This is a genomic window from Oerskovia sp. NPDC057915, from assembly GCF_042887685.1.
Lineage (GTDB): Bacteria > Actinomycetota > Actinomycetes > Actinomycetales > Cellulomonadaceae > Oerskovia.
In genome coordinates this window covers 34,126-50,747 of sequence record NZ_JBHVOS010000012.1, presented here as the reverse complement: position 1 = coordinate 50,747, position 16,622 = coordinate 34,126, and the positions used below count along the sequence as shown (strand labels likewise).

Annotated in this window: 11 protein-coding genes; 3 read left to right on the top strand and 8 right to left on the bottom strand. The window is 72.5% G+C overall.

The window, feature by feature from the left end:
• A complete protein-coding gene (locus tag ACFVQ3_RS09785) occupies positions 1–993 on the top strand; it encodes a hypothetical protein (RefSeq protein ID WP_387638089.1) in 993 nt (330 codons plus the stop codon).
• Between the two features lie 44 nt (positions 994–1,037).
• On the top strand, positions 1,038–2,123 hold the full coding sequence (locus ACFVQ3_RS09780) for a glutathione S-transferase family protein (RefSeq protein WP_387638086.1): 1,086 nt from the start codon (positions 1,038–1,040) through the stop codon (positions 2,121–2,123).
• A gap of 87 nt (positions 2,124–2,210) precedes the next feature.
• Here the strand turns inward: ACFVQ3_RS09780 and ACFVQ3_RS09775 are convergent, their stop codons facing one another.
• Positions 2,211–6,818 (bottom strand): sigma-70 family RNA polymerase sigma factor, encoded by a 4,608-nt coding sequence (locus ACFVQ3_RS09775; RefSeq protein ID WP_387638083.1) that lies wholly within the window; start codon positions 6,816–6,818, stop codon positions 2,211–2,213.
• A gap of 204 nt (positions 6,819–7,022) precedes the next feature.
• Between ACFVQ3_RS09775 and ACFVQ3_RS09770 the strand changes: the two genes are divergently transcribed.
• The gene (locus tag ACFVQ3_RS09770; protein ID WP_387638080.1) at positions 7,023–7,820 is read left to right on the top strand and encodes a hypothetical protein; all 798 of its coding nucleotides are present in this window, start codon (positions 7,023–7,025) and stop codon (positions 7,818–7,820) included.
• Positions 7,821–8,007: 187 nt separating this feature from the next.
• Here the strand turns inward: ACFVQ3_RS09770 and ACFVQ3_RS09765 are convergent, their stop codons facing one another.
• The 7 genes from ACFVQ3_RS09765 to ACFVQ3_RS09735 all read right to left on the bottom strand — a co-directional run bounded on the left by ACFVQ3_RS09765 (position 8,008) and on the right by ACFVQ3_RS09735 (position 16,378).
• A complete protein-coding gene (locus ACFVQ3_RS09765; RefSeq protein ID WP_387638078.1) occupies positions 8,008–8,316 on the bottom strand; it encodes a DUF1540 domain-containing protein in 309 nt (102 codons plus the stop codon).
• Positions 8,317–8,511: 195 nt separating this feature from the next.
• Positions 8,512–9,018 (bottom strand): heat shock protein transcriptional repressor HspR, encoded by a 507-nt coding sequence (locus tag ACFVQ3_RS09760; RefSeq protein WP_387638075.1) that lies wholly within the window; start codon positions 9,016–9,018, stop codon positions 8,512–8,514.
• Positions 9,019–9,062: 44 nt separating this feature from the next.
• The gene (locus tag ACFVQ3_RS09755) at positions 9,063–10,082 is read right to left on the bottom strand and encodes a DnaJ C-terminal domain-containing protein (RefSeq protein ID WP_387638072.1); all 1,020 of its coding nucleotides are present in this window, start codon (positions 10,080–10,082) and stop codon (positions 9,063–9,065) included.
• Between the two features lie 181 nt (positions 10,083–10,263).
• A complete protein-coding gene (gene grpE, locus ACFVQ3_RS09750) occupies positions 10,264–10,902 on the bottom strand; it encodes a nucleotide exchange factor GrpE (protein ID WP_387638069.1) in 639 nt (212 codons plus the stop codon).
• Entirely contained in the window at positions 10,899–12,779 is a 1,881-nt protein-coding gene (gene dnaK, locus ACFVQ3_RS09745; RefSeq protein WP_205308985.1) for a molecular chaperone DnaK, read from the bottom strand. The genes grpE and dnaK overlap by 4 nt, the downstream gene beginning before the upstream one ends.
• A gap of 334 nt (positions 12,780–13,113) precedes the next feature.
• The gene (locus ACFVQ3_RS09740) at positions 13,114–14,049 is read right to left on the bottom strand and encodes a cold-shock protein (RefSeq protein ID WP_387638065.1); all 936 of its coding nucleotides are present in this window, start codon (positions 14,047–14,049) and stop codon (positions 13,114–13,116) included.
• 124 nt (positions 14,050–14,173) lie between these two features.
• Positions 14,174–16,378, bottom strand: a complete 2,205-nt coding sequence (locus ACFVQ3_RS09735; RefSeq protein WP_387638062.1) for a hypothetical protein — start codon at positions 16,376–16,378, stop codon at positions 14,174–14,176.
• Positions 16,379–16,622: the final 244 nt, after the last annotated feature.

The following is a 16,622-nucleotide window of genomic DNA, read 5'->3' as shown; positions in this document are numbered from 1 at the left end:
GTGCCTGCGCCCCGTCCCCCTGCCCGCCCCCTCGCGGGCCTGATCGGGGCGGTCGCCTCGCTCGGCCTCCTGTCGGGATGCGTGGGTACCGAGGTCGCGGCGGTACCCGCCCCGGTGCACGAGCCCGTGATCAGCCACGACGCGGCCGCGACGCTGTTCGCCTCGCTCTCCACGACGCGCAACACCGCGAACGCGGCCCGCGACGGCGACGCTCTCGCGACCATCGAGGCGGGCCCCGTCCTGCGGTCGTCGGCGTTCGCCTTCGCCGCGCAGAGCGCACAGGCGGCCGCGCCCGTCGCACCCCACACGTCCGTGCCGGGGACTCTCGCCGCCCCGGCGGCCGGGACCGCGGACTGGTTCTACTCGCTGCGCGCACCAGGGGACCCTGCGGCGTCCGACGGCGAGTTCGTCGAGTCCACGCTCTTCACGCGCGCGGCCCCGGACGTGCCGTGGCTGCTGACCTACCAGCTCGCGACCGATCCGGCCGTGGCCCTCCCGCAGCCCGCGCTGGTAGGGGGCACCGCCGTCGGGCCCGACGACGCCGCCCTCGCCCGAGGGGACGCCGCGCTCGAGGACGTGCTCGCCTTCGCCCGCACCGGCCAGGCCGCACCCACGCTCGACGTCACCCACGCCGACCAGCTCGCGACCGCGCACGCCCAGGGCTTCCCCGTCGCCGACCTGACCCCCGAGAGCGGGACCGAGGAGCGCTCGTGCGCGTACGAGACCCCCGACCCCGTCTGGCTCACGTCCACCGACGGGGTCTTCGCCCTCGCGTCCGTCGAGTGCACGCAGTCCGTGACGCTCACCGGCGGGTGGACCGCACCGACCCCGACGACCAGCACGCTGGGGACCGTCCCGGCCGGTGCACGCCTGTCGGCATGGACGGTCACGCAGACCGTCACGGTCCTCGTCGAGGCGCACGACGACGGCACGTCCCGGGTGGTCGGGTCTCGGCTGCGCCCCGTCCGGACGGACGTCACACTCGCCCCGTGACGCCGGTCGCTGCGGACGCCAGGGGCCCGGCGTAGGTTCGGTCCATGAGCGACACCACCGGATCGAACCCCGTCCCCCGCGGCTGGAAGCGCCGCGGCCCGCACTTCACCGACCGCATCGCCGCGGACAGCACGTCAGCGCCCGGCGGGCAGGGTGACGACCACGGCCGGTGGCCCGTCGAGCCCGGCCGCTACCGGCTCGTCGCGAGCCTCGCGTGCCCGTGGGCGCACCGGTCGATCATCGTGCGGCGGCTGCTCGGGCTCGAGAACGCGATCTCGCTGGGCGTCGTCGACCCGATCCAGGACTCCCGCTCGTGGCGCTTCACGCTCGACCGCGACGGCGTCGACCCCGAGCTCGGCTCCCACTTCCTCGCCGAGCACTACCTCGCCCGCGACCCCGAGGACGACGGCGGCGTGAGCGTGCCCGCGATCGTCGACGTCCCCTCGCGCCTGCTCGTCACCAACGACTACCCGCAGATCACGCTCGACCTGTCGACCGAGTGGACCGCGTACCACCGCCCCGGCGCCCCCGACCTCTACCCCGAGGCGTGGCGCGACGAGATCGACGACGTCGCCGAGAAGGTGTACCTCGACGTCAACAACGGCGTGTACCGCGCCGGGTTCGCCGACTCGCAGGAGAAGTACGACACGGCGTACGGGATCCTCTTCGAGCGCCTCGACTGGCTCTCCGACCGGCTGTCCGAGCGCCGCTACCTCGTCGGCGACCACATCACCGAGGCCGACGTACGCCTCTTCACGACGCTCGTGCGGTTCGACGCCGTCTACCACGGGCACTTCAAGACCAACCGCAACAAGATCACCGAGGACCGGGTCCTGTGGGGGTACGTGCGTGACCTGTTCCAGACTCCCGGGTTCGGCGACACCGTGAGCTTCGAGCACATCAAGCACCACTACTACCGGGTGCACTCCCAGCTCAACCCGAGCGGGATCGTGCCCGACGGCCCCGACCTGTCCGGCTGGCTCACCCCGCACGGGCGCGAGGCGCTCGGCGGGTCGCCCTTCGGTGACGGCAGCGCACCCACCGCGGCCACGGACCTCGCGTCCTACCACCTCGCGCCTCTCGCGGTGCCCGTCGAGGGCGAGCCCCGGGCGGCACGACCCCGGGACTGACACGGCGCTCCTGCGGTCTCGGGAGGCAGACGAGGGGCCCCGGCGTGACGCCGGGGCCCCCTCGTCGGTCGTGCGTCGAGCCGTCGCTCAGCCGCGGCTCTCGTCGCGCCAGAAGTACGCACCGAACGCGGAGCCTGGCACGACCGAGACGCTCCACGCCGTCGCGGTGTAGTTCCGGCCCTCGTACGCGACACGGTCGCCCACCCGGTAGCCCTCGGTCCAGTGCCACGTCGGCAGGCAGCTCTGCCCCGCGACCTCGAACGTCCACGAGTGGCCGGAGTCGGCCACGACGCGGTACGTCGCACCACCCTCGGGCACGTTCGGCACCTTGAGCTGGACCCTCTTCTGGTCCTGCACGGTCCGCACGGTCTCGGGAGCGAGCACCCCGTTCACCTCGACGTGGAACGTGACGGCCGTGGTCGACGCGATGTTGTCGTACACGAACGTCACCGGCCTGTACGACTGCTGCTCGTTGTCCTCGAAGAAGCAGACGCCGAGGATCGGGGCACCCACCGTCGGTGCGAAGACGTCGTAGCGCGCGGCCTCGTACCTGGCGGTCACGGTGTTGCTGCGTGCCACGCCGTCGGCCGTGACCGACTGCTGGAACTGGACGGTCCCGGCGGGAACCCTCGTGACGCCCGTCGGCAGGAAGAACTCCTGGGTGGCCCCGGCCGGGACGTCGACCGCCGCCCCGGCGAAGCCGTACACCGGCGAGTACATGCGCACCCGCACGGTGCCCGGCGAGGTGTTGGTGTACGTGCCGACGATCCGGACGGACTTGTCGGCCGCCTCCGCGCGGGCGGACTGCGTCGCCGACCAGCTCGGGACGTAACAGCTCGCGGCGGGGATCGACCGGCTCGCGACCTGCCGTCCGTCGGCCGAGACCGTGAACGTGGCGCCCTGGTACCCGGCCGACACCGTGACCGGGACGACCTTCCCCGGTGCCACGACCTGCGCGAGGTCGTCACGGCCTGCGACCGTGAACCGCACCGGCAACGTCGAGGCCGAGTTGTCGAACGACAGCGTCACCGTGGTCGAGGAGGCGTGCGCGGCCGGGTCGTAGACGCACTGCCCGGCCGTGACGGTGGCCTTCGGGGCGAGCGCCGCGCGGCCGTACGGGGCGACGACCTCGTGCTGGAACCCCTTGCCGGTGGCGCCGGTCTCCGCGACCCACCGGTACTGGCGGAAGGTGACCTTCCCGGCGTCGACCGACTGCCGACCGGTGTCGATCGTGAACGAGCCGGTCTGCCCCGGCGCCAGCGTGACCTTCTCCGAGTCCGTCATGCCCAGGCCCACCGGTGCGAGCATCCGCACGTCCATCGCCTCGGCCGTCGTGTTCACGACCGTGCCGGTCAGACGAACCTGACCACCCACGTTCTCCGCCGCGACGGACACCTCCTGCGACCACTGCGGCACGTAGCAGCTCTCACCACGGAGCGTGAACGACCCGAGGTCCCGACCGTCCGCCAGCACCGTGAGCTCGTGCGCGGCCAGCCCGCGGAGCAGACCCGGCGCAGCCACCGTCTTCTTCTCGCCCGCGCCGACGACCGTGCGCAGACCGTCCTGGCCGGCCACGCCGAACTCGACCGGCAGCGTCGAGGCCGTGTTGTCGAACGAGAGCACGACGTCGGCGACCGAGGTCCGCGACCCGAGGTCGAACACGCACTGGCCCACCGTGGGGGCCACCGTCCGGGGCGCGATGCGCGCCGCCTCGTGGCCGACCGTGAGCTGCTCGTCGTACTCGCCCGGGTCTCCGTCGGCGTCGGGGACGGACAGGTGCTGGCGCACGACCAGGTCGCCGGAGGCGAGGACCGGCTCCCCCGTCGACCGGGAGAACGTCGCGCTCTCGCCCGGGTCGATCGTGGTCGTCCCTCGGGAGGTCCCCTCGGCGCCCACGGTCGTCATGTCGTCGACCTGGATCGTCAACGGGCGAGCGGTCGAGTTGGTGACGACCGCCTCGAGACGGACGGCGCCCGCCTCGTTGGCGACCTCCGTCGTGACGTCGCCACCCGACAACCACTGCGGGACGAAGCAGTCCTTGGCCGGGACGCCGCCCACCGGGACGTTCCGCGTGAACTCTCGCCCGTCGACCGTGGTCCGGAGCGTCAGGGATGCCGAGGCGTCCTTCGGGACGCGCAGGTCATGACGCACCGTGAGCTGCGTGCTGGCACCGCGCGGCACGGAGACCTGCTGAGAGGTCACCTTGTCGACGCCGAGCGTCACCCGGAGGTCGTCGTAGGACGTCGTGTTGGCGACGCCCTTCAGCACGACCGTCGCGGTGCCGTCGACGCACTGAGCGGCGAACGTCGCCCCGGCAGTGACCTTGTCCGCGCCGGCCCACGGCTCGCCGACCGTGAGGTCCGCGCTCGCGGAGTCCCTCAGGGTCCGGCCTGCCGAGGACGAGGTCGCGGAGAACGAGAGCCCGGCAGTGGTCGCCTCGGCCCCGTCACCCGCGAGGAGCTGGACGTCGAGGGCGACCGGCGGGCCGGACGCCTGGCTCCCGGCGGGGGCCACGAGAGCCGCGCCGCCCGTCGGGGTGCACGTGACCGAGGCGTTGCCCGGCGCACAGGTCCACCCGGCGTCCAGGGGCTTCGCCGTGACTCCGGCAGGCAGGTCGCCCACGAAGAACGCCACGCCCTGGGCGTCGACGTCACCGGTGTTGCGAGCCGTGAGCCGGACCGAGGTCGCGCCGGGGTTCACGAGCGGGCCGACCGTCGGGGTCACCAGGTCGACCTCGGCGCCGTACGACGGCACGGGGGCCGGCACGTACTCCTTCTTCACGGGGGTCAGGCCCTTGCCGTGCACGGCACCACCGAACGTGTAGCTCCCGCCGCGCGAGGCCTGGACGGTGATGACGAGGTCCTTCTTCTCCCCCGGTGAGAGCACCCCGACCGAGCACGTGACGAGCGAGGACCCGTCGGACTGCGGCGATGCCGGGCCGCACGGCAGCGCGGCGAGCCTGATCGCGGGGACGACGCCCCGGCCCGCGGTGACCGTGGACGTCACGACCGACACGTTCGGCGGGAGCGTCACGTCGACGACGACCTCCTCGGCGGACGTCTCGCCGGAGTTGGACGCCGTGAGCGTCAGGTCCTCGGGGTCCCGGGGAGCGAGCGTGAGGGGCGCGAACGCGAGGTCGAGGGCCGCCGGGGTCGGCGGGTCCACCGGGATGACGGGGTCCGGACCGGGGACGACGGGGGCGACCGGGGTCAGCGGGAAGGTCGGCGGCACGAGGGGCGTCGTCGGCTCGCCCTGACCGGCGGGCGCCGCGTCGGACCCTGCGGCCGGGCTGCCGTTGGAGGCCGGGCTCGCGGTGTCGGCGGGCGCCTCGGCGAGCGGAACGGTGTTCGCCGGAGCCGTGGGGTCCTCGCTCGGCGAGACCGGCGGGCTGCTGGTCGGTGCGCTCGTGGGAGTGCCCGACGGCGACGTCGAGGCCGACGGGTCGGGGCTGGCGCCCGCGCTCGGAGGTGGGTCGGACGAGAAGCCACCGGACACGGCGACGACGCCCGCGCCGACGGCCGCGACCGCCACGACGCCGACCGCGGCGGCGATCAGGGGGGATGCGGCGATGAAGGCCGCCAGGCCGGTCGCACCGGCCGCCGCAGCGGCCCCCGTGCCGACCGCGGCGCTCGCGCCGACCGCCGCGGCCGCACCGAGCCCACCGCTCGTCGCGGCTGCACCGGCCGCCGCGGCACCTCCCATGGCGCCCGTCCCTGCGGCCCCTCCGGCGGCACCGGTCCCGGCAGCAGCACCGCTGCCACCTGCGGCGGCACCGGAACCCGCAGCACCGGAACCGGAGGCTCCGGCCGCACCGCTCCCTGCGCTGCCGCCCGCGGCCCCCGTCGCTCCGGAGGCTCCGGCACCGACGGCCGCACCACCCGTGAGAGGGAGCGCGGTCCCGACCAGCCCCAGCGCAGCGACACCGAAGACCAGGGGTGCGATGACGGCGCGCATGCCGTGCGAGACGTCGCCGAGCTCGAGCACGAGCGCCCGGCACTCGCCGCACTCCTCGAGGTGGGCGTCGACCTTGGCGGTCTCCCGCTTCGCGAGCCCGCCGCGGACGTAGGACCCGAGGAGGGGGTTGACGTTCTCGCACCCTGCGCTGCTCGCGCCCGTCAGGTGCTGCTGGAGATAGGCCTGGCGCAGCCCCTCCCGGGCACGGTAGGCGAGGGCCGAGACGCCGTTGGCCGTCAGACCGAGCAGCGGCGCGATCTGGGCCGGGTTCATCTCCTCGACCTCGGTGTACCAGAGCACGGCCTGCCAACGCTCCGGCAGTCCCTGGTAGGCCTTGGTCACGACGGAGCGCTCGAAGCCCTGGAGCGTGGGGTCCTCGGTCGAGGCCATGGGCCCGAACGCGCTCTCGAAGGTCTCGATGTCGTCGGTGGGCTGCGTGCGGCGACCCGCGTTCGACAGGTCGTAGGACAGGCGCCGGACGACGGTGAAGAGGTAGGCGCGGAACGTGACGTCCGGGCCGCCCCCCGACTGCAGGATGCCGAGGACCTTGGCGAACGCCTCCGAGACCATGTCGTCGGCGTCGGCCCCCGAGCGCACGTACTGGCGGGCCACGGTGCGCGCCGCAGCGGCGTGCCGCTCGTACAGCGCGCCGAACGCCGCGTAGTCACCGCCACGGACGGCGGTGATCAGCTCGGCATCGCTCGTCGAGGCATCGTCCCTCGACGTGTCGACCTGCGTCATGCCCTACCGCCTCTGACTCCGCCCCATCAGCAGGTGAGGCCCTCCCGTTCATCCTAGACGGGAAAATCGGCGGTGTTACCTACGTCTCACCGCAGATTCGCCCGTCTTGTCCGTCTGTCAGGATGACAGAACCGGCGGAATGTGCTGCATGTCCCTCGGTGTGTCGAGTGGATGAAAGAGAAACCGGACGGCCGCTGTCGCGTCATGAGCACCGACCTCGGACGTCTCATGGGTATGGACCTACGACCTGGCTACCCCGAGCCAGCCGTCGCCTCGCTGCTCGACGAGTGGCAGGCGGCCAGCACGAACAGCGTCTGGCTGCGGCCGGGCGACTGGTACCACCCTGCCGTCGAGGCGCTCGTCGAGGCGCTCACGGACTCCCGGTGCCCTGCCGCTGCGGCCGAGCGGCTCGGTGAGGCCCGTGGCCGTGACGGCATCAGCATCGGCGAGACGATCGACGACCTCTCGTGCTTGTTCGACCTGTGGGGCACGGCCCCCGACGTCACCGTGCTGCGGGCAGTCAGCACCGGGTGGGCCGTCGGCAACGAGGTCGTCCCCGGCGCTCCGCCCACGACCGACCCTCGTTCGGGCCTGGTGACGGTGCCCTATCTTGTGCAGCGCCTCCAGGAGACGTACGGGCAGGCCGACCGCTCGGGGACGCCGGCCTCCGCGACGCACTGCCTCGTCCTGGTGGACGTCGCGATCGAGCGCATCGACGGATGGCAGAAGGTCGCCCGCGCCGCGGCCATGGGCAAGGTCCTGACGGAGACGTTCGGCCTCGGGCACCCGGTCGCGACGCTCGGCGGCGGGATCTATGCCGCGCTCTGCACCCGTACGGCCGACGTCGGTCCGGTGCGTGCCGAGCTGCGGCACAGGATCGAGCGCACGGCGCTCACGTTCGGGGTGACCGCGATCCTGCGACGTCCGCCTCGCATCTGGGTCGAGCCCTTGCCCCCGCGGCACGCCGATGCCGCGCACATGCTCCACGACCTCTCGCGCTGAGGGCGCCCGACGGGCCACTCCCCCGCGGTCCGCGCGCGCCGCGGTCCGCGCACGCCCCACGGTCAGCGCGCCGTCGGCAGGCCGCAGCCCTCGCTCCACGGCGCCCCCGCGCACGACGACGCCCCGTCGTCCGGCGAGGGACGAGCGGGGCGTCGTGGGGAATCGCGCTGGGGGGACGGCGCGAGGGTCAGCGGGGGCTGTAGGTCAGGCAGTCCGCGTGGTCGGCACCCTGAGGGCCGGCGCCGACGCGGATCGAGGAGGCGTTGCACTCGAGCGACTCGTTGTGCGAGCACTCGCCGCGCTGGCAGGCGCCGACGTGGGCGATGACCTTCTCCAGACCGCCCTTGGAGGTCAGGGGGATGAACGTGGCGCACTCGGCCTCGCTGCCGTGCGCGGCGATCGTCACGGCGCCGGCGTGGCAGCCGTGCTCGTGGTTGTATCCGCAGCCGTCGATCGAACACTCGACGACCTGGGGCATCTCCATCAGGCTGCTCATGGGACTTCTCCTTGCTCGAAGGACGGGGGCGTTCGACCGTGCATCTCCTTCACGGTATTCCTTGGAACGTCCCCTGTATAGGAAGCAAGGCCTCACTCACTTCGGCGGAATTCCGCCATTTTTACGTCACGCGGATCGCACGTAATTGTCGTGCGGGCGCTTCTCCGTCCGCGTGCGCGTCCTCGGTTCCCGAGGTCAGGAGCCGCGGCCGGGCCGCCACAGGACGAGCGCGCGCGTCTCGGTGGACTCGACGACCTGGCCGCCGCCGCGGCCGGGATCCGTACCCCGGTCCGCCGTCGTCCGCCGGACGCGCCGCCCCCGCGGGACCATGACGACGTCGCCGCTCACCCCGGCCGCGAACACGCGCCCTCCTTCGAGCTGCGACGAGAGCGCGTCGAGCCGGGACTCGAGCCGGCTCACCTGCTCCTCGAGCGCGAGGATGCGGCGGATGCCCGCGAGGTTGATGCCCTCCTCCTGGGAGAGCCGCTGGACCTCGAGGAGCTTGGCGACGTCCCGCTGGGAGTAGCGGCGGCCGCGACCCATGGTGCGGCGCGGGGTCACGAGACCCAGGCGGTCGTACTGGCGCAGGGTCTGCGGGTGCATCCCGGCGAGGGTCGCGGCCTGCGAGATGGCGAGCACGGGGGCGTCGTCGTACGCGTTGAACGGGATCTGGCTCCCCGTGGGAGCCTCGTTCCTGGCCATGCTCCTCCTCGCTGCTCCTCGTGCCTGCTGGTCGGTCCTGCTCGCTACTCGGCCGCGCGCCCGAACAGGTCGGAGCGCACGTCGCTCTCACCGTCGGTCGCCGCGGCGAGCGCCTCGACGGCCTCCTTGGCGGCCTTGGAGAGCTTCTGCGGCACGACGACCTGGATCGTGACGAGCAGGTCGCCCGTCGCCTTGGCCGTCTTCACGCCCTTGCCCTTGACGCGCAGCGTGCGGCCCGACGGCGTACCCGCGGGGACCTTGACCTTGACGGGCCTGCCGTCCAGGGTCGGGACCTCGATGGTCGCGCCGAGCGCCGCCTCCGCGAACGTCACGGGGACGGTCAGGCGCAGGTTGTGCTTCTCGTCGACCGAGAACACGGGGTGCGGCGTGACGTGGACCGTGATGACCAGGTCGCCGGGGGCTCCGCCCGCGACGCCGGGGCGCCCCTTGCCGCGCAGCCGGATCTTCTGGCCGTCGCGCACGCCTGCCGGGATGCGGGCCGTGATGGTGCGGCCCTCGGTCGTGACGTTGACGGTCGAGCCCTCGACCGCCGGCCGGAACCCGAGCGTCGCGCTCGACTGCACGTCGGCACCGGGCTGCGGGCGCTGGTAGCCGGCGTTGGGGCGGAACCCGGTCTGGGATCCCCCGCCGCCGAACATCGACCCGAGGATGTCCTCGAAGCCGCCGCCACCGCCGGACTGCGTGGAGTACCGCACGCGGCCTCCCCCGCCTCCGCCACCGCCGCCGAACATGCCGCCGAAGATGTCCTCGAACCCTCCGGCCCCACCGGCGGGTCCGCCGGCTCCTGCGGAGAAGCGGGCGCCCCCGCCGGCCATGGCACGGATCGCGTCGTACTGCTGGCGCTGCTCGGCGTCGGACAGGACCGCGTAGGCCTCGCCGATCTCCTTGAACTTCGCCTCGGCCTTCGCGTCACCCTGGTTCTGGTCGGGGTGATAGGTGCGGGCCAGCTTGCGGTACGCCTTCTTGATCGCGGCGTCGTCGGCATCCTTGGGGACGCCCAGCGCGGCGTAGAAGTCCTTCTCGATCCAGTCCTGACCGGTCAAGGCGCCTCCTCTCATAGGTCTCACCGGCCCCGGGGCCGGTCGTGGTGCTTACATCGATAGTGGTCGTGCTCCCGGGGGCCCGACGGCGGAGGTCACCTTCACGTGGAAGGTGCGCTCCGCCGTCGGGCGTCCCGGGACGGTGGGTGCCCGGTCCCGCAGGGCCCGGCACCCACCGTCGTCTCTACTCCGGTCCGACGACCGAGACGCGCGCGGCGCGCACGATCTTCTCGCCGATCCGGTAGCCCGGCTCGATGACCATGTTGACCGTGGCCGACGTCGCGGCCGGGTCCACCTGGTGCATGAGCGCCTCGTGGACGGTCGGGTCGAACTCCTCGCCCACGACGCCGTACCGCTCGATGCCGAACTTCGACAGGCTCGCGTCGAGCTTGTCGGAGATCGCGACGAACGGGCCGTCGAGCTCGCCGTGCTGGCGCGCCCGGTCGATGTCGTCGAGGACCGGCAGGAGCGCGGCCAGGACGTCCTCGACGCCCTTGACCCGCGCGGCCTCCTGGTCACGCAGCGACCGGTTGCGGTAGTTGGTGAAGCTGGCCCGCTCGCGCTGGAGCGCGTCGAGGTGGGCCGCCGCCTCGGACTGCGCAGCGAGGAGCGCTGCGTCGTCGCCGGCCTCGCCGGTGGGCTCGAAGTCGAGCCCGGCCAGCGGGTCCTGCTCGGCGTCGTTCCCCGCCGAGCCGGCCCCGGCGGCCCCCTCGGGGGCAGCCTCCTTGGGCTGCCCCTCCGGGGTCACCTTGCGCTTGTCCGTGAAGTGGAAGGGCTGGTCCTCGGAGCCGAACTCCTCGGGGCCCTGCGCGTCGCTCGTCACTTCTTGTCGTCCTCGTCCACGATCTCGGCGTCGACGATGTCCTCGTCGGGCGCGGAGGTCGCACCGGCGGCCGCAGCCGCGTCCGCGTCAGCGGCGCCCTGGTCGCCCGCGGCCTGCTCACGCTCGGCCGACGCGTAGAGCGCCTCGCCGATCTTCTGGCTCGAGGCCAGGAGCTTCTCGTGGGCCGACTTCACGGCGTCCGCGTCCGTGCCCTCGAGGGCCGTCTTGACCGACGCGATGTCGGCCTCGACCTCGGTGACGACCTCGGCGGGGAGCTTCTCCTTGTTCTCCGCGACGAGCTTCTCGGTCGAGTACACGAACGACTCGGCCTGGTTGCGGGTCTCCGCCTCCTCGCGACGCTTCTTGTCCTCGGCCGCGTGCTCCTCGGCCTCCTTGACCATGCGGTCGATGTCCTCCTTCGGCAGCGCGGAGCCACCGGTGATGGTCATCTTCTGCTCCTTGCCGGTGCCGCGGTCCTTCGCGCCGACGTGGACGATGCCGTTCGCGTCGATGTCGAAGGTGACCTCGATCTGCGGCAGGCCGCGCGGGGCCGGGGCGATGCCCGTGAGCTCGAACGTGCCCAGCGGCTTGTTGTCGCGGGCGAACTCGCGCTCACCCTGGAACACCTGGATCAGCACGGACGGCTGGTTGTCCTCGGCGGTCGAGAACACCTCGCTGCGCTTGGTCGGGATGGCGGTGTTGCGCTCGATGAGCTTGGTCATCACGCCACCCTTGGTCTCGATGCCCAGGGACAGCGGGGTGACGTCGATCAGGAGGACGTCCTTGCGCTCGCCCTTGATGACACCGGCCTGCAGCGCGGCGCCGACGGCGACGACCTCGTCCGGGTTGACGCTCTTGTTGGGCTCCTTGCCGCCCGTGAGCTCCTTGACGACCTCGGTCACGGCGGGCATGCGGGTGGAACCACCCACGAGCACGATGTGGTCGATGTCGCTGACGGAGATGCCGGCGTCGCGGATGACCGCGTGGAACGGCGCCTTGGTCCGGTCGATGAGGTCCTGCGTCATCTGCTGGAACTGAGCGCGCGTGAGCTTCTCGTCCAGGTGGATGGGGCCGTTCTCGCTCATCGAGAGGTACTGCATGGAGATGTTGGTGCTCGTCGCGGACGAGAGCTCCTTCTTGGCCTGCTCGGCCGCCTCACGCAGACGCTGGAGCGCGATCTTGTCCTTCGACAGGTCGACGCCCGAGCTGTTCTTCACCTGCTGGATGAGGTGCTCGACGATGCGGTTGTCCCAGTCGTCACCACCGAGGCGGTTGTCGCCCGAGGTCGCGCGGACCTGGATGGTCGAGAAGTCGTCCTCGTCCTTGCCCACCTCGAGGAGGGAGACGTCGAACGTTCCACCACCGAGGTCGAAGACGAGGATGAGCTCGTCCTCCTTGCCCTTCTCCAGGCCGTAGGCCAGAGCGGCGGCGGTGGGCTCGTTGACGATGCGCAGGACGTTGAGGCCCGCGATCTGCCCGGCGTCCTTGGTCGCCTGACGCTCGGCGTCGTTGAAGTACGCCGGGACCGTGATGACCGCGTCGGTGACGGGCTCGCCCAGGTACTCCTCGGCGTCGCGCTTGAGCTTGCCGAGCACGCGCGCGGAGATCTCCTGCGCGCTGTACTTCTTGTCGTCGATCTCGACCGACCAGTCGGTGCCCATGTGGCGCTTGACCGACGTGATGGTGCGGTCGACGTTCGTGACCGCCTGGCGCTTGGCGATCTCGCCGACGAGGACCTCGCCGGTCTTCGAGAACGCGACGACCGACGGGGTCGTGCGAGCGCCCTCGGCGTTCGCGATGACGGTGGGCTCTCCACCTTCGAGGACGGCGACCACCGAGTTGGTGGTGCCCAGGTCGATTCCGACCGCTCGTGCCATGTTCGTGCCTCCGTTGTTCTGCTGCGTGTGGTGCTGTCGTCCGTGCGGCAGCCCGCGGTGGTTCCCTGCCCGACGGCGCGTGGTGGCGCGCCCGTCCGGACCTTCCCCTGCTGGGTGTCTCCACCCGACTGCCGGTTGAGTCGTCTCCACTCAAGTTATGCCGGTCCGTGCCGCTGCGCAAGCGGCGGGGGCGTGAACTTGAGTCCACTAGGCTCAACTATGGGATTGGGCGGGGTATTCCCGGGTGTGGCTGGGGCTGGTCGGCAGAAGCACAGCGGGTGACCGGCCGGTTCACCTGGAACCGCCCGGCCACCCGCTCACGAAGGCTCCTCGCTCAGACCAGCTCGACGCCGTCCGCCTGCGGTCCCCGGTCGCTCTGGCGCACCTTGTACCGGACCCGGTCGCCCTCCTCCAGGACCTCGTCGCCGCGCACGACCGACACGTGCACGAACAGGTCCAGGCCTCCGTCGTCGGGGGTGATGAAGCCGAAGCCGCGCTCCTCGTCGTAGCGCGCGACGGTGCCCTCGCCTCCGCGCACAGGCCCGCCGGATGCGGCGGGACGGCCCGGCCGACCACGGTCCATGCCGCCGCGCGCGCCGCCCGAACCGCGTGCGAGCTGCACGTTGCGGGCGTTGGGCCCCTTGTCGCCGTCGACGACGTCGTACGTCACGCGGTCGCCCTCGGAGAGCTCGGTCAGCCCCGAGCCGAGCGCGCTGACGTGGACGAAGACGTCGTCACCACCCGAGTCGGGAGCGACGAACCCGAAGCCCTTGACGTCGTCGTACCAGGAGACCGTGCCGTCAGCGCCGTCCGAAGACACAGCACGCTGGGCAGCCTCGGCACCGAGCGGCAGCAGGTGGTCCGCCTGCGGCCCCTTCTCGCCGTCGACGACGAGGAACGCCACCCGCTGCCCCTCCGAGATCACACCGCCACCGACGATGGCCGAGCTGTGCACGAAGATCTCGCCGCGACCGCCGTCGGGCGTGACGAAGCCGTATCCCTTGGTCGGCTCGTACCAGTTGACGGTGCCGAGCACACCCAGAGGCGCATCGGCGGCCCGGTCACCGGTCACGCGGACGCGGCGTGCCTGCGGGCCACGGTCCCCCTCGCCGACCTCGAACTCGACGGTCTGCCCCTCACGGAGCACCCGCGGTCCGTCGTCGTCGAGGATCTCGGACGCGTGCACGAACAGGTCCTCGGCCTCGTTCCCGAGGTCGATGAAGCCGAAGCCTCGGTCGGCGTCGAACCATCGGACAATTCCCTGGGGCACTGAGGACTCCTCGTCTAAGCGAACACTTGCTGTCACCCATTGTCCCCCCGGCGGGGCCGGCAGCAGGCGGGATCAGCCGATCCCGAGGAAGTCGACCGCGGGGAGCCGCCGGTCCCCGCGTCCGCTACGACGTGACCGCGGGGGCGATGGGCTCGTCCACGGCCTGCTCGTCGCGCGATCCCTCATCGGTGTCCGCTTCGGCGTCGGCTCCGGTTTCGGCTTCGGCTCCGGTTTCAGCGTCGGTTCCGGGTTCAGCGTCTGCGCCGGTGTCGGCATCCACGCCGGCTCCGGCATCGGCGTCCGCATCCACGCCGGCTCCAGCATCAGCATCAGCATCAGCCGCCCGGTCACCACCGTCGACCGCCGGAGCCACCGGCACGGCGGCCTCAGCCGCAGAGCCCTGGGCACGACGGCGACGCACCAGGAGGACGATGCCACCGCCGAGGGCGCCCAGCACGAGCACGACGGCGCCGGGCCCGAGCCACGGCGCGACGGCGGCACCCGACGACGCGTCGTCGGCGGCCACCGCGGCGTCGTCCAGACGCCCGTCGTCGAGCGCGGCGCGGGCGTCGTCGACGGCGCCGTCCACGCCGAGGAGCAGTCGCCCGAGCCCGGCGAGCGGGCCGCCGCCCGAGGCGGCAGCGACCGCGTCGCCCACGACCCCCACGACCTCGACCGCGCGCGGCAGCGTGGTCGCGAGCGCCGTGTACTCCTCGGTGCTCTCCGCCCCCTCGTACTGATCGCGCACGGCTGCAGGGTCGGGCAGTCCTGCGGCTCTGGCGGCCTCCTGGACCTGCCCGGCGGACGCCGCTGCGTCGGCGCCGAGGGCCGTTCGGACGACCTCGGCGTCCTCGAACGCCCAGTCCGTCATCGCGGCACGCAGCCCGGCGGGCGGCGACCAGGCGCCGTCCGCCTCGTCGAGGACGGCGTACGCCTCGCGTGCCGGGGCCCGCGCGTCGAGCAGTGCGGCGTCGGCAGCATCGGCGACCCACGTCCGGTACGTCGCCTCGGCCACGGCCACCTCACCACGCACCTCGACGAGGTCGAGGAAGCGACGACCGTCGGTCCGGCCCGGGTGGTCGAGGGTGCCGGGCTGGTCGTACGCGCTCTCGCCCGCGTACGCGGCCGCGACGAGCGAGCCGAGGGCTTCCTCGTCCAGGCCCCCGACGAGCTCCGACATCGCGGTCCCTGCCGCGGCGTAGGCGTACTCCTCGACGGCGTCCGCGCCGTCCTCGAGGTCGACCTCCTGCCAGGTGGCGAGCGGCAGGGCGTCCGCCGCGTCGCGCGCGGGTGCGGGCTTCGGGTCCGCCGGACCGCCGGTCTCGGCGGCGACGCTCTGCCCGATCACCTCTGCCAGGCCCTCGTACACCCACCGGTCCTCGAACCTGTCCCCGCCGAGCCACGCGTGCGAGAGCTCGTGGAACAGCAGCCCGGCGTCGAGGTCCTCGGGGATGACGATCTCCCCCGCGACCGAGTCGAACCATGCGTACCCGAGCACCCCGGGCGACACGTCCTCGCGGATCCGTTCCAGGTTGCCGGGCCAGGGCATGCCGACCGAGCGCTCGAGCAGGGGCAGACCCGCGGTGAGCTGCGCGGCGACGAAACCGCTCCACTCCGTGTCGCCGGGGAAGCTCTCCAGCACGAGCTCCGTGCCGCCCACCTCGACCGTCGTCGTCTCCGACTGGTCGGGGTCGCGCAGCGAGACGAACGCCCAGGTGCCGTTGTCGTCCGTGCTGTCGGTCGCGCGGTGCGTCTGGGTCTCGCCCTCGACGACCGACGTGAAGCCGGACCAGGTGCTGTCGAAGTCCATCGACGCGGGCGCGACGATCTCGACCACGACCTGACCCGGGTCGCCCGCCGAGCTGACCACGAACGTGGCGTAGCCGGGACCGACGCGCGTGATCCCCTCCGAGCGGACCGGCTCCCCCGGGAGCGTGTAGGCCCACTCGACGGTCCGTTCGCGCCCGTAGTTCAGCGGCGCGAACGACACCACGGCCGCGCTCGTCGCCGGGTCCTCGGTCGGTTCGAGGGTGACCTGGAGCGCGGTTCCGCCGCTCGTGGCCGAGACGTCGGTCGTTCCCGCAGGGACCGGGATCCCGTACTCGTCCCAGTAGTAGGTGTACTGGCTGCTGTCAGGCTGCTCGTTGCGGATCGTCGTCGTGACCGTGACCCGGACGGGACCCGCCCCGTCGACCTCGTACCGGGTGCGGGAGGTCTCCGACAGCCCGTCGCTCGGGTCCGCGCTCGCGATCGTCGGAGCGCTGAGGAGGACTGCGCACACGACCGCGCCCCCCGCCCCTGCACGCAGCATCCACCGTGCGCGACGCACCCGTCCTGCAAACACCACTGCACCGCCGTTCTCGCCGAAGCGGAGAGCCCGCCTCCCCGGTTGGACGGGTCCGGTCGACGACGACCGGGAACGGGACCATTCGGCCGGAACTGTACCGGTTCGCGGGCGCGGTGCCGACCACCCGAGGCCGTGCCACGAGGCCGAGGGCTCCGCCCGCGTCGTCCTGCTCCCGCTCGACCTGCCGCGGCCCGCGCCGAGCTCGTCGCACCGGGTACGCGGGGCG

Coding starts and splice junctions, on each gene's coding strand:
- ACFVQ3_RS09760 (WP_387638075.1), bottom strand. CDS start 9,018: ATGGCCAGGAACGAGGCTCCCACGGGGAGCCAGATCCCGTTCAACGCG.
- ACFVQ3_RS09780 (WP_387638086.1), top strand. CDS start 1,038: ATGAGCGACACCACCGGATCGAACCCCGTCCCCCGCGGCTGGAAGCGC.
- ACFVQ3_RS09775 (WP_387638083.1), bottom strand. CDS start 6,818: ATGACGCAGGTCGACACGTCGAGGGACGATGCCTCGACGAGCGATGCC.
- dnaK (WP_205308985.1), bottom strand. CDS start 12,779: ATGGCACGAGCGGTCGGAATCGACCTGGGCACCACCAACTCGGTGGTC.
- ACFVQ3_RS09765 (WP_387638078.1), bottom strand. CDS start 8,316: ATGAGCAGCCTGATGGAGATGCCCCAGGTCGTCGAGTGTTCGATCGAC.
- ACFVQ3_RS09770 (WP_387638080.1), top strand. CDS start 7,023: ATGAGCACCGACCTCGGACGTCTCATGGGTATGGACCTACGACCTGGC.